Origin of the sequence: Hymenobacter aerilatus (assembly GCF_022921095.1) — a bacterium.
Lineage (GTDB): Bacteria > Bacteroidota > Bacteroidia > Cytophagales > Hymenobacteraceae > Hymenobacter > Hymenobacter aerilatus.
Genome location: NZ_CP095053.1, coordinates 1461115 through 1473903, shown reverse-complemented (window position 1 = coordinate 1473903; position 12789 = coordinate 1461115). Strand labels below are relative to the sequence as shown.

General features: G+C 55.0%; 13 protein-coding genes and 2 tRNA genes. 8 read left to right on the top strand and 7 right to left on the bottom strand.

The window, feature by feature from the left end:
• Positions 1 to 93: 93 nt before the first annotated feature.
• Entirely contained in the window at positions 94 to 384 is a 291-nt protein-coding gene (gene groES, locus MUN82_RS06170; protein ID WP_185283850.1) for a co-chaperone GroES, read from the top strand.
• 51 nt (positions 385 to 435) lie between these two features.
• Complete coding sequence (gene groL / locus MUN82_RS06165; protein ID WP_245095820.1) at positions 436 to 2073, top strand: chaperonin GroEL; 1638 nt, start codon at positions 436 to 438, stop codon at positions 2071 to 2073.
• 346 nt (positions 2074 to 2419) lie between these two features.
• Here groL and MUN82_RS06160 read toward each other — a convergent pair whose 3' ends face one another.
• The gene (locus MUN82_RS06160; RefSeq protein WP_245095817.1) at positions 2420 to 3844 is read right to left on the bottom strand and encodes a peptide MFS transporter; all 1425 of its coding nucleotides are present in this window, start codon (positions 3842 to 3844) and stop codon (positions 2420 to 2422) included.
• 203 nt (positions 3845 to 4047) lie between these two features.
• On the opposite strand from MUN82_RS06160, the gene MUN82_RS06155 reads away from it, so the two are divergent.
• Positions 4048 to 4839, top strand: coding sequence for a S1/P1 nuclease (locus MUN82_RS06155; protein WP_245095816.1), 792 nt, complete (start codon positions 4048 to 4050; stop codon positions 4837 to 4839).
• Positions 4840 to 4894: 55 nt separating this feature from the next.
• On the opposite strand, the gene MUN82_RS06150 is transcribed toward MUN82_RS06155, so the two are convergent.
• Positions 4895 to 5446, bottom strand: coding sequence for an RNA 2'-phosphotransferase (locus MUN82_RS06150; RefSeq protein ID WP_245095814.1), 552 nt, complete (start codon positions 5444 to 5446; stop codon positions 4895 to 4897).
• A gap of 133 nt (positions 5447 to 5579) precedes the next feature.
• Between MUN82_RS06150 and MUN82_RS06145 the strand changes: the two genes are divergently transcribed.
• Positions 5580 to 6290, top strand: coding sequence for a 16S rRNA (uracil(1498)-N(3))-methyltransferase (locus MUN82_RS06145; RefSeq protein WP_245095811.1), 711 nt, complete (start codon positions 5580 to 5582; stop codon positions 6288 to 6290).
• Positions 6291 to 6352: 62 nt separating this feature from the next.
• A complete protein-coding gene (locus MUN82_RS06140; RefSeq protein ID WP_245095809.1) occupies positions 6353 to 7015 on the top strand; it encodes a DUF4159 domain-containing protein in 663 nt (220 codons plus the stop codon).
• A gap of 62 nt (positions 7016 to 7077) precedes the next feature.
• On the opposite strand, the gene MUN82_RS06135 is transcribed toward MUN82_RS06140, so the two are convergent.
• The 5 genes from MUN82_RS06135 to MUN82_RS06115 all read right to left on the bottom strand — a co-directional run bounded on the left by MUN82_RS06135 (position 7078) and on the right by MUN82_RS06115 (position 11221).
• On the bottom strand, positions 7078 to 7602 hold the full coding sequence (locus tag MUN82_RS06135) for a hypothetical protein (protein ID WP_245095807.1): 525 nt from the start codon (positions 7600 to 7602) through the stop codon (positions 7078 to 7080).
• Between the two features lie 131 nt (positions 7603 to 7733).
• Positions 7734 to 8306: a 1-acyl-sn-glycerol-3-phosphate acyltransferase gene (locus MUN82_RS06130; RefSeq protein ID WP_245095805.1), complete on the bottom strand. Its 573-nt coding sequence runs from the start codon at positions 8304 to 8306 to the stop codon at positions 7734 to 7736.
• Positions 8307 to 8383: 77 nt separating this feature from the next.
• On the bottom strand, positions 8384 to 9142 hold the full coding sequence (locus MUN82_RS06125; protein WP_245095803.1) for a patatin-like phospholipase family protein: 759 nt from the start codon (positions 9140 to 9142) through the stop codon (positions 8384 to 8386).
• A gap of 111 nt (positions 9143 to 9253) precedes the next feature.
• On the bottom strand, positions 9254 to 10102 hold the full coding sequence (locus MUN82_RS06120) for an MBL fold metallo-hydrolase (protein ID WP_245095801.1): 849 nt from the start codon (positions 10100 to 10102) through the stop codon (positions 9254 to 9256).
• Positions 10103 to 10273: 171 nt separating this feature from the next.
• On the bottom strand, positions 10274 to 11221 hold the full coding sequence (locus MUN82_RS06115; RefSeq protein ID WP_187319664.1) for an acetyl-CoA carboxylase carboxyltransferase subunit alpha: 948 nt from the start codon (positions 11219 to 11221) through the stop codon (positions 10274 to 10276).
• Positions 11222 to 11475: 254 nt separating this feature from the next.
• On the opposite strand from MUN82_RS06115, the gene MUN82_RS06110 reads away from it, so the two are divergent.
• From MUN82_RS06110 to MUN82_RS06100, 3 genes are all read left to right on the top strand, one after another.
• Positions 11476 to 11549 (top strand) — tRNA-Asp (locus MUN82_RS06110).
• Positions 11550 to 11596: 47 nt separating this feature from the next.
• Positions 11597 to 11670: transfer RNA gene (locus MUN82_RS06105), tRNA-Asp, on the top strand.
• Between the two features lie 167 nt (positions 11671 to 11837).
• The gene (locus MUN82_RS06100) at positions 11838 to 12773 is read left to right on the top strand and encodes a helix-turn-helix domain-containing protein (RefSeq protein ID WP_245095799.1); all 936 of its coding nucleotides are present in this window, start codon (positions 11838 to 11840) and stop codon (positions 12771 to 12773) included.
• The last annotated feature ends 16 nt before the right edge of the window (positions 12774 to 12789 follow it).

Here is a 12789-nt window from a genome sequence, read left to right as displayed (position 1 = left end):
TTCATTCTGTCAGGTTTTGGTGGGCTGGCATAAGAAGTGTTCCTCTGCTAACACCCTTTAGTTTTACATTCACTTTCACCCAAAACAACCAATATGTCACTAAGCATTAAACCGCTGGCTGACCGCGTTATCATCGCGCCGGCCGCTGCCGAGGAAAAGACCAAGTCTGGCATCATCATCCCCGACACGGCCAAGGAAAAGCCCCAGCGCGGCGAAGTAGTAGCCGTAGGCGAAGGCAAAGTGGCCGACAATGGCACTGCTATTAAGCCCCAGGTAAGCGTGGGCGACCAGGTGCTGTACGGCAAATATGCCGGCACTGAAATCACTGTGGAAGGCAAAGACTACCTCATCATGAAGGAGTCGGACATTTTTGCCGTTCTGTAAGTCGATATCCGTTTCCTTTCTTTTTTGCAGTAATTTCCCCTCAATACCAAGATGGCTAAGAACATCCAATTTGATACCGAAGGCCGCGACCGTTTGAAGCGCGGCGTAGATAAACTGGCGAATGCCGTGAAAGTAACCTTGGGCCCCAAAGGCCGCAACGTGGTTATTGACAAGAAATTTGGTGCCCCCACCATCACCAAAGACGGTGTGACGGTAGCTAAAGAAATCGAGCTGAAAGACCCTATCGAAAACATGGGCGCTCAGCTGGTGAAAGAAGTAGCCAGCAAAACTGCCGACCAAGCTGGTGATGGCACGACCACTGCTACTGTACTGGCCCAGGCTATCTACACGGCTGGCTCGAAAAACGTAGCTGCCGGTGCTAACCCGATGGACCTAAAGCGTGGTATCGACAAGGCGGTGAAAGCCGTTGTGGAAAACCTGAAGTCGCAGTCGAAGAAAATTGAGAATTCGTCGGAAATCGCGCAAGTTGGTACTATTTCGGCCAACAACGACGCGGAAATCGGTAAGATGATTGCCGACGCGATGGACAAAGTAGGCAAGGAAGGCGTTATCACGGTAGAGGAAGCGCGTGGCACTGAAACCGAAGTGAAAACGGTGGAAGGCATGCAATTCGACCGCGGTTACCTGTCGCCCTACTTCGTAACCAACCCGGAGAAGATGGAAGCGGAGTTTGAAAACCCCTTCGTTCTGATCTACGACAAGAAAGTGAGCACCATGAAAGAGCTGCTGCCCGTACTGGAGCAGGTAGTTCAGACGGGTAAGCCGCTGGTTATCATCTCAGAAGATGTAGACGGTGAGGCGCTGGCTACTCTGGTAGTAAACAAACTGCGCGGCTCGCTGAAAATTGCCGCTGTGAAGGCTCCTGGCTTCGGCGACCGTCGCAAAGCTATGCTGGAAGACATTGCTGTTCTGACGGGCGGTACGGTTATCAGCGAAGAGCGTGGCTACAAGCTCGACAGCGCTACGCTGGAGTACTTGGGTCAGGCTGAGAAGATCATCATCGACAAAGACAACACGACGATTGTCAATGGCCGCGGTGATAAAGAGACCATTACGGCTCGCGTAAACGAAATCAAAGCTCAAATCGGTACCACTACGTCCGACTACGACAAGGAGAAGCTGCAAGAGCGCTTGGCCAAGCTGTCGGGTGGTGTGGCTATCCTCTACATCGGTGCTAGCACGGAAGTAGAGATGAAGGAGAAGAAAGACCGCGTAGACGATGCCCTGCACGCTACTCGCGCCGCCGTTGAGGAAGGCGTAGTACCCGGCGGTGGTGTTGCTCTGGTACGTGCTCTGGATTCGCTGGAAGCAGTTGACACTGTTAATAGCGACGAGCGTACCGGCGTAAACATCATCCGCACGGCTCTCGAAGCTCCCCTGCGCACCATCGTGGCTAACGCTGGTGGCGAAGGCTCGGTAGTAGTACAGAAAGTGCGCGAAGGCAAAGGCGACTACGGCTACAACGCCCGCGAAGACCGTTACGAAAACCTGGTGTCGGCTGGTATCCTGGACCCCACCAAGGTAACGCGTCTGGCACTAGAAAACGCGGCTAGCATTGCTGGCCTGCTGCTGACCACGGAAGCCGTTATCACCGACGAGCCTGAAGAAGACAAAGGCGGTGCTGGCGCTGGTGCTGCTGGTATGGGTGGCATGGGTGGCATGATGTAATCGCAGCTCACCGCTGATTCAGCGGATTTCGCTGAATCGGATGCTTATTAAAACGGTCCCGCAACGATGGTTGCGGGACCGTTCTGTTTTTGACGCCCTACCCTTGCTGTCATCCCTGATCTGGCGTCCGCTTGCGAAGGACCTTCTCACTTTTGTGCAGTATGTATCGCATCTAAGCCTCGTTCTATTCCTATTGTAAAACCTTCCTTATTGATTCAGCTCTGTTCTAGCGTGCATCTTATTCCCACGACTACATAATGTCTTGCTTACGGAGTAAACGCTACTTAAACAAAAGGGCCGTCGCGATATGCGCAACGGCCCTTTTGTTTAAGTAGCGTTACTAGCTTTACCCTCGACCATGCATCATCGCGAATAGCTTGCGGGCAATGGCAATCAGTAGTAGTCCCGCCACAATAACGAAACCAGCAATAAGGCCGAATACTTTCAGGGCACCTAGCTCCTCCACATAGGCTGCTATATAGCCGCCAGCAATCTGCGCCACAAAGGGAGCCAGAAACCACACGCCCATCAGCATAGACGTGAGGGTAGGCGGCGACAGGCGCGATACCATGGAAAGCCCTACAGGCGACAGGCACAACTCGCCTACTGTATGAAAGAAGTAAGTAGCCAGCAGCCACAAGATGCTAGCCTTTATTGTTTGATCAGGCACGTCGCCACCGCGTTGCATCACGGCTCCTACCATAAATAGGAAGCCTACTCCTAGCAGCACCATCCCCAATCCCATTTTTACGGGAATGCTAAGGTCTTTGCCTTTGCGGCTAAGGCTCACCCACAAAGAAGCCATAGGCACGCCCAGTAAAACGATAAAGCCCGCATTGACAGATTGAAACCAAGAAGTAGGAATCAGGAACCCAGCTACTTCGCGGTCGATGTATTTATCGGTGTACAAGGATAGCGAGGAACCAGCTTGCTCAAAGCCAGCCCAGAAGAACACAACGAACAGGGTGATAATGAAGATAACGGCCATGCGGTCGGTTTCCTCTTTAGTCAGCGGCGCTTTTACAACGCTTTTGTCTTCGTTTTGCCCTTCAGGATACATGCCAATGTCGCCGAGGTAGCGTTTGCCTAGTAGGTTAAATACCAACTGACCGAATAGCATACCGATACCAGCTGCCAGAAACCCATAGCGAAAGCCATAGCTAGCCACCTGCGTTACACCATCTACTACAGTTTTAGTGGCAAATAGATCCTCAGCAAAGTATCCGCACACCAAGGGAGCAATAAATGCCCCGGTGTTGATACCCATATAGAAGATAGTGAAAGCTGAATCGCGCCGCGGGTCGCCCTGGCTGTATAGCTTGCCTACAATGGTAGAAATATTAGGCTTGAAAAAGCCGTTGCCCAGAATCAGTAGGAGCAACCCTATTACCGTAGGCCAGGGTAGACCGAAGAAAAAAGGTGCATTTGACAGGGCAGGCTGCATAAACAGAAAAAACTGCCCCACCGCCATTGTCAGACCACCCATTAGGATAGCACGCCGCTGCCCTATGTACTTGTCAGCTAGCCAGCCTCCAATAATAGGCGTCAGATATACAAACCCCGTGAAATAGCCATAAATCAGCGAGGCACTATCGGGGCTAATACCTAGGCCACCTTCTAAGGTTGTTTTAGATAAATAGAGAATGAGCAGGCCCCGCATACCGTAATAGCTGAACCGTTCCCACATCTCGGTGAAGAACAACAGATAGAGGCCCGGCGGATGGCCTTGCCGCATAGCGGGCTGTTCTTGAACAGCAGATGCAGTTTGCATGAAAAGAAGTTGAAAATGATGAAAGACAGAAACTCCCCTAGCTAAAGCCGAATGGGGGTTGGTAAAGCTACAAAACTTTCCCTACTGCGCCGCAGAGGCAACCCGTACAGCTTTCCACCGACTTTGCCGCGTTGATTTTGCCAATTAGGTAGTGTTTTAAGCACTAGCTTTGTAGCTACACCACGTTTTCTTCTCTTTTTCTTATGCGCAAACGCATTTTGCCGCTGCTTTTTTTATTGCTTGCTCCGCTTAGCTTCTGCCAGGCCTGGGGCGTAGAGGGCCACCGGGCGGTAGGCCGCCTAGCCGAGCATCACCTCACCCGCAAAGCTCAACGCGAAATAAAAGCCCTCCTCGGCACCGAGACGGTGACGCTGGTGAGCACCTGGCCTGACGAAATTCTCTACCCACCTACCCCCGAGTATAAGGCTACTGGCCCCTGGCACTATGTGAACACGCCCGCCGGCCTCAACCACGACCAGTATATTGAGAATCTGAAAGGCCAAACGATTCCGAACGCCTACAAAGCGCTTCAGGATAATCTTGCCATTCTGAAGGATAAGCACAAGTCTAAAGCTGAACGGGCCGTAGCGCTGAAATTCGTGATTCACATTGTGGGCGATGTGCACCAGCCCCTGCACGCGGGCCGGCTGGAGGACCGGGGTGGCAATAGCATCAAGCTCACCTACCGTGGTAAAGAAACCAACCTGCACAGCCTCTGGGACAGTGGCCTGATCGACTACCAAGGCCTGAGCTACTCTGAGATGGGTCAGCAATACGACCACGTGCCCGCCCGCCTGCGCCGCCAGTGGCAGCACGACGACATTGCGCAGTGGCTCTACGAGTCGTACCAGATCAGCGAGCAGCTGTATGCCGAGGCTGCCCAGAACCCTACCTATGGCTGGGCGTATTTTCCTGAGCACGGTCCGCAAGTGAAGCTGCGTATTCAGCAGGCCGGGATGCGCTTGGCAGGCGTGCTGAATGAGGCTTTGAAGTAAGTCACCTCCCTCATTTCCTAAAAAAAGCCCTGTCTGCTAGCAAACAGGGCTTTTTTTAGGAAATGAGGGTAAGATAGTGCGCAGGTACAGCCGTTGTCAGCCAAACGTTGTCGCTGGTATGGTAGAACAACCAGCCCTCTTGGACCAGTGCAGCAGTTGCTATTTCAAAAAGCACCGCCTTTCCATGCCGACGCCCTACTTGCAATGCCATATCCGGTGTGGACGACAGGTGTACAAACTGCCGCCGCATGGGCCAGAGCCCTTCTTCTAAGATACTTATTACTGTGGGCACTGCAGTGCCGTGGTAGAGAACAGCGGGCGGTATGGTAGGCTTCTCGAGTAAGACCACCGACACGGAGTGCCCATGCGTAGCGCGTATTTTCTGGTTCGCTTGGTCGATTTCCCAACGCACTTTATCAGTGGCGTGGTTGAGCGTATGTAGTTCCTCCACGGTCATCGTCAGACCTCGATTGGCCAGCGCACCCAACACTTGTGGTAGAGATGCCCACCCAAATTCATCTAGCTCAATTCCGGCTTCTTGCGGCTTATGCCGCAACCAATAACTGATAATTTTACTGATGTGCTTAACGTCATTCTGCTGTTTCATAACTAATTACAAATTTCTATTACTCTTGGCTAACGCGTAGATTTCGATAAGTATACTACTTCAAAGGTACTTGCTTTATGCCCAAACACCTTTGTCTACATACCATTCCTGTCGCAACTCGTAGCTTTGTCAGATGCCCCACACCTTCTACGCTCCCGACCTCGCCCTACCCACCTACACCCTACCCGAAGACGAAAGCAAGCACGCCATACGGGTGCTGCGCTTGGGTACAGGTGATACCGTGACGCTGGTGAATGGGCAGGGTAGTATTTGGCAAGCAGAGGTGACGGACGCCAATCCCAAGCGCTGCCAACTGCGCATCACCGATGAAACTCAGGTGCCTCGTCGTGCCTACCAAGTGCACTTGGCCGTGGCTCCCACCAAAAACCTCGACCGTATGGAGTGGCTGGTGGAGAAAGCCACCGAAATCGGCGTCGACCACATTACGTTTCTGCGCTGCGCCCGTTCCGAGCGACGTGAGCTAAAGCTGGACCGGCTGGAAAAAATTGCCGTGAGTGCCCTGAAGCAATCGGGACAGGCGTGGCTGCCGGCGCTAGAAGAGCTAACGGACTTCGCCCGCGTACTCCCTACCCTCGACCCGACCACCACGTTCATTGCTCATCTCGCCGATGATGAGCGAACGGAACTGGCCCAGGTGGCCGGCAGCGCGCCTACCTGCTGCATCCTCATCGGCCCCGAGGGCGACTTCACCCCCGAGGAAATAGCCGCGGCGCGGCAGGTTGGTATTCGACCGGTGGCGCTGGGCCTGATGCGTCTGCGTACCGAAACAGCTGCCTTGGCCGCCGTGCATACCGTGCACATTGCTAAATTGTTGCAGCGTTGAACGACCTCAGCGCCACTCAGCGTTACTTCTGCGCCCTCTGCGGGAACCCTCGTTGCACGATTATGCTCAAGACTCTTCTTCTCAGCCTACTATTTTTCTGTACAGTAGCTGCTGCACCTGTAGCGCCCAGCTTCAAGATCGCCAAGCTGCACTACGGTGGCGGGGGCGACTGGTACGCCAACAAAACCAGCCTACCCAACCTGATCCGCTTCTGCAACCAAACGCTCAAAACCAACATTGCGCCCGACGAAGCTACTGTAGAGCTGGACTCACCGGAGCTACTCACCTACCCTTTCATCCACATGACCGGCCACGGCAACGTGGCTTTCACCGAAGCAGAGGCTAAGAACCTGCGGCGCTACCTTATGGGCGGTGGCTTCCTGCACATCGACGACAACTACGGCCTCGATAAGTTCATCCGTCCCGAGATGAAGAAGGTGTTCCCCGAGTTGGAGTTCGTGGAGTTGCCTTTCTCCCACCCCATCTACCACCAGAAGTTCGATTTCCCGAAGGGCCTACCCAAAGTACACGAACACGACGGTAAGCGTCCGCAGGGCTTTGGCCTGCTTTACAAAGGGCGCCTGGTGTGCTTCTATAGCTTCGAGTGCGACCTGGGCAACGGCTGGGAAGACCTCGGTACCTACCCCGAAGACACACCCGCCGTGCACGAAACAGCCCTAAAAATGGGCGCTAACCTGGTGACGTATGCGCTTACCCAGGAATAAGTGAAGAGATAGAGACACAACAGATTGTATCGCTGCTCACCAAAATGTCTTCTACTATTTCCCTAAAATTTCCGGCGCAGCACTTCGCTCAATACAAAAGCAGCGCGCACATCGGTGGCGTTGCGTAGCGAATCGCGCACAGTACGGCGTGTGGGGTTTGTGGTGCCGGATGGACGGTTGTATGCTTTTGGTAGAGGAGAAGTAGCCCGCGGCAAGGTAGCGGCGCGGCGTGCGCGCGGCACGGTTTCCTGATTGGCGCGGTTAGTGGCTTTTTCCTCCAATGAAATCGGCCGCACCTCGGTGCGCTCCAGGCTGTGCGGCGGCGGAGTGGTTTCACGGGGTAGCGGTCGGTCCGCGGGCGTAGTTGGTGCTGGCCCCACGGGCTGCCGGGGCGTAGCATCGGGCTGATTTTGCGCCTGCATCTGTTTCAGCAGCTCCTTAAACGAGGTATCGGGTAGGCTGGGCACCTTTGGTCGGGGCCGCTCCCGGCTCTCGCGGGCCGTGGTTTCGATGGCTTTCCGTACCATGCGCCAAATAAAAACGCCTAGCCCGAACAGAATCAATAGGATGGTTTGCAGCTTTTCCATAGAGAATAGTTGGTGCAGTATACGCTGCTGATTTCAAGATACGCATTACTGAACACCCAGGTGGGTATCCTACGTTTACGCTCATTCCTATCGGAACGAAAACCTACTATTTCATCTATTCGCTTTCTCTTTTACCGCACACCTTGCTCCGGGAAACGGCCCTGCTTGGTGCGGTAGAAGGCTTTTATTTCCTCTAGGTCCTTCTCGTAGTCGCCGGTGGGCCAGAAGGCAGGGCCTACGCCGGCTTCTTTGTTTTTGTAGTCGAGGTAGCCGAGCAGGATGGGTACGCCAGCGCCTACAGCGGCGTGGTAGAAGCCCTTGCGCCACTTAGGCTGGTACTTACGTGTACCTTCCGGCGTGATGAGAATTACCAACTCGTCGCGCTCATTGAAAAGCTGCACCATCCCATCTACGAGGCTGTTGTTGCGGCTGCGGTCTACGGCCAAGCCCCCTAGAGAGCGAACCAGCGCGCCGAGCACCGGAATGGTTGTCCATTCTTTTTTGATGGTCAGCTTTACGTCTACATCCATCAGAAAGAAAGCGGCGCGGGCAAACATAAAATCCCAGTTGCTGGTGTGGGGCGCGGCAATCATCATGCTTTTCTTGATGCCAGGCGGCACCTGCGGCCCCAGGTGCCAGCCGGTTATCCAAAACCAGAACTTCGAGAACAGATACCAGAATGTAGACGTTTTGCGGGCGGCCATAGAATGAAAAGAGGAAGCAGACCCCTAAAAATGGGGCAGCAAGAAAAACAGTCGTCAAAACTAGAAAAAATAACGCGCTACCCCAGCAGCGCCGTCAATTCCTTGGCCCTACCCATGGTATGGTGGTAGCCGATATTGAATAGCGTTTGGGCCTGGCGGTACTGCAAGGGGCGGTACGTGCGCAGCTCGTCGGGTTCCAGTAGCAGGTCGCAGCGCTGCTTGCTGGCTAGGGTATTGGTGCTGATGGCCAGATGCAACACCCGCTCAATAAGGCTGCGAAACGTGGTGATGCGCGCCGCCCGGTTGCTGGGGTTGCAATTGACGCCTACCACTGGCAGGCCCCTACCCTCCACTGCACTTACAGGCAAATTGTTGAGCAGGCCTCCATCAACTAGCTGCCTACCCTGGTATTCTACCGGCCTATACACAATGGGTACCGCCGCCGACGCCAGCAGCGGCGGAATCAGTAGCCCCTCCGAAAACTCCACGGATACCCCCTCTGTCAGGTCCGTAGTCACCAGCGTAAGAGGAATGCACAGGTCAGCAAAGGTGGCATTGGCGCCTAGATGAGTGATAAACAGCTGCTCGACGGCCGTTAGGTGCAACAGACCGAAACGGCTCAGCGCCAGACGCGTGAGGCGGGCAATGTTCACGCTGGTGAGCATACGCAGAATCTCAGATGGCGCAAAACCGGCCGCGTAAAACGTCCCCGCAATAGCTCCTGACGACACGCCAGCCACTCGTCCTACTGGCAGTTCCAGCGTGTCCAGCGCCGCTAATACGCCCAAATGCGCAATGCCCCGCGCCCCGCCGCCCGATAAGGCCAATGCCAGCATATGGTGAGATAGTGAAATAGTGAGATGATGAGTTGGCTGCTTTAACGAATCAGGTAGGCAAGTGTTAGCCTGTTCTACCTCATTTCGTGGTGCAGTCTCTGCCTCATCGGCTTACAGCTCATCTAGACGAAACGTGTCGGCTACGCGCACGCCTTTCTCTGTTAGCTGCACGGTGCAGGCTTCCACGGCAGGGTCGTGCTCCAGCAGCAGCACCCAGTTTTCCTCGGCGGCGCGGCGCAGTACCTGCTCTTTTTCACTCAACGTCACCAAAGGGCGCATGTCGTAGCTCATCACGTAGGGCAATGGAATATGCCCCACGCTGGGCAGCAGATCAGCCATGTAGGCCACGGTGCGGCCTTTGTATTCCAGCACTGGCACCATCATCTTCTCGGTATGCCCATCGGCAAAGATGATTTCCCGGAAGACCGGCAACGCATCGGGCACGCCCTGGGCAGGATCTACGAATTGCAGGTGGCCGCTTTCCTGAACGGGCAGGATGTTTTCCTTTAAAAAGCTGGCCTTTTCGCGGGCGTTGGGCGTCACGGCCCAATCCCAGTGGGCCGCATTACTCCAATAGGTAGCATTGGGGCAAGCCAGCACCAGTTTGTCGTCGGGCGTGCGCACTACGGCGCCGCCACAGTGGTCGAAGTGTAGGTGCGTCAGAAAAACATCGGTTATATCGGCCGCGGTGAAGCCTTTCTCGCGCAGGGAGCTTTCCAGCGTCGCGTCGCCGTGCGGGTGAAAGTGGCTCCTAAACTTGGCGTCCTGCTTGTTTCCCATACCCGTATCCACCAGAATCAGACGGTTTCCGTCCTCTACCAACAGGCAGCGCATGGCCCAGGTACAGAGGTTGTTGGCGTCCGGCGGGTTCAGCTTTTCCCACATCGTGCGCGGCACTACGCCAAACATAGCGCCGCCGTCGAGTTTGAAAAAACCGGTATCAATCGTGTGTAGGGTCATGGGTAGGAAGTTGGGTGGGTAGGCGTAAATAACTAAAAAAATGTCATCCTGAGCAGCGCGAAGGACCTTCTCACACAAGAACAGGTCGTTGGTACGCCTGCTGTTCTATCGTGAGAAGGTCCTTCGCGCTGCTCAGGATGACACTTCTGTTATATGCTATTTACCTCTATTCTACTCCACCACTACGCCCATCGCCGAGAACTTATCGATGCGTTGGCTGATGCGCTCCTCGTGCGGAATGGCTTCCAGCTCGTCGAGGGTTTTGAGTAGGGTTTTCTTGAGCGTGGCAATCATCTTATCGGGGGCGATGTGGGCACCGCCCAGGGGCTCCTTGATAATGCCATCAATGAGCTTATTGCCCAGCATATCGGTGGCCGTGAGCTTGAGGGCCTCCGCTGCCTGCTCTTTGTAGTTCCAGGAGCGCCACAAGATGCTGGAGCACGACTCGGGCGAAATCACTGAATACCAGGTGTTTTCCAACATCAAAACTCGGTCACCGATGGCAATACCCAAGGCCCCGCCCGATGCGCCCTCGCCGATGATGACGCAAATAACGGGCACCTTCAGCAGGAACATTTCCTTGAGGTTGCGGGCAATGGCCTCCCCCTGGCCCCGCTCTTCGGCCTCCAAACCGGGGAAAGCGCCGGGCGTGTCGATGAGAGTGATGATGGGCTTATTAAACTTCTCGGCCAGCTTCATCAGGCGCAGGGCCTTGCGGTAGCCCTCGGGGTTGGGCATTCCGAAGTTGCGAAACTGCCGTTGCTTGGTATTGTGCCCCTTTTGCTGCCCGATAAACATCACGGAACGGCCGCCTAGCTCGGCAAAACCGCCTACCATGGCCTTGTCGTCAGCCACGGTTCGGTCGCCGTGTAGCTCAATGAATTTGTCGGTCATCCCCTCGATGTACTCCAGGGTATAGGGTCGGTCGGGGTGGCGCGAGAGCTGCACGCGCTGCCAGCGGGTGAGGTTGGCGTAGGTTTCCTTTTTGAGGGCCTTTATTTTGGCTTCCAGGGCGGCTACCGCCTCCGATACATCTACCTGGCTGTCGTCGGCCAGTTGTTGCATTTCGCGGAGCTTGCCTTCGAGGGCAGCAATGGGTTGTTCGAAATCGAGGAGCATTGCAGAGGAAAGAATGCGCGGGGTTGCGGAAAAAGAATAGAAGACAAAGGTAAGCGAAACCTGTGCACCGACCTTAAATCAACTTCAGGAAACACAAAGCAAAAAATAATCTGCCTGAAAAACAGCGATAAACGCTGGCGAAGGCACTTTTTTTAGGCAAAATGCGCGTTGGGGTTTGACAATGTCCGCCAGCCCCCTACCTTTGCATCACTTTAACGGAAAGACAGACGGTTTTTCGGCACACAAAGTACTCTGGTTCGGTAGTTCAGTTGGTTAGAATGCCGCCCTGTCACGGCGGAGGTCGCGGGTTCGAGTCCCGTCCGGACCGCTCTTGTGAGCCCAGAGAAACAACGAGTTGCTCCGTTAAAGTTAGAAGGTTCGGTAGTTCAGTTGGTTAGAATGCCGCCCTGTCACGGCGGAGGTCGCGGGTTCGAGTCCCGTCCGGACCGCTCTTCTAGTAAGAGGCCCTGCATCAGTTGATGCAGGGCCTTTTTGCGTTTTCAAGGGCTTTCGTTTCCTTAGCAGGCAGCGCGCTGCGTGTATTCATAACGGCGGAACAGTAGTTGCAGCACGCCTTCAGTTATTGCCCCTACCCCCACTGCGTGTACCGAGTTGTATGACACCAACCTCTTTGGCTGCTTTTTATGCCGCTTGCGCCCCAACGCCGGAGACAGCAGCCGGTGTTCTGCCGCCGCCGGATATGGCGCAGGGGGTCGGCCATTTCAACGTCTTCCCGCTAGCCGACCTTCGGGAAGCGCCGCCTATGCCGTTTACCCGGCGTGCCTACTACAAAATCGTGCTTTGCCGCAACCGCAGCCAAGTGGAATACGCCGACCGCGACCCGCACAGCGCGCCCAATACCTTGTTTCTGGTGACGCCGCGCGTGCCCTACCAATGGCTACCACTCACGGAGACGCCCGAAGGCTACTGCTGCCTTTTCGACGACGCCTTTTTGCTACCCGCCCGCACCGGGGTATCCGTGGCAGAACTCCCTATTTTTCAACCTGAAGCCTACCCTGTATGGGAAGCAACCGAGGCCGAATGCGAAGCAGTTGAAGCTATTTTCCACAAAATGGCACGCGAACTCACCTCCGACTATGCCTTCAAACACGACTTGCTGCGCACGTACGTGTGGGAGCTGATTCATCTGGTGCAGAAGCTGCAGCCCGCTCCCACCCGGCTGGCCACGCACAGCGCCGCCGAAAGAATAGCCGCCCAATTTGCCGACCTGCTAGACCGGCAGTTTCCTCGCCAGAGCCCGCAACCGCCCTTGCGCCTGCGCACTGCTGCCGATTATGCCACCCAACTAGCTGTGCACGTCAACCACCTCAACCGGGCGCTGAAGGAAGTAACCGACTGCACCACCACGGCCCTGCTGGGCCAACGCTTGTTGCAGGAAGCCAAACTATTGCTGCGGCAAACAAACTGGAGCATCTCAGAAATTGCCGATAGCCTGGGCTTTGCTGATGTAGCCCATTTCTGTACGTTTTTTAAACGACACGCCGCCCAAACGCCAGGCGATTTTCGCAGCACAGTGGTGTTTGAAATATAAAGTAATTGGGTTGATT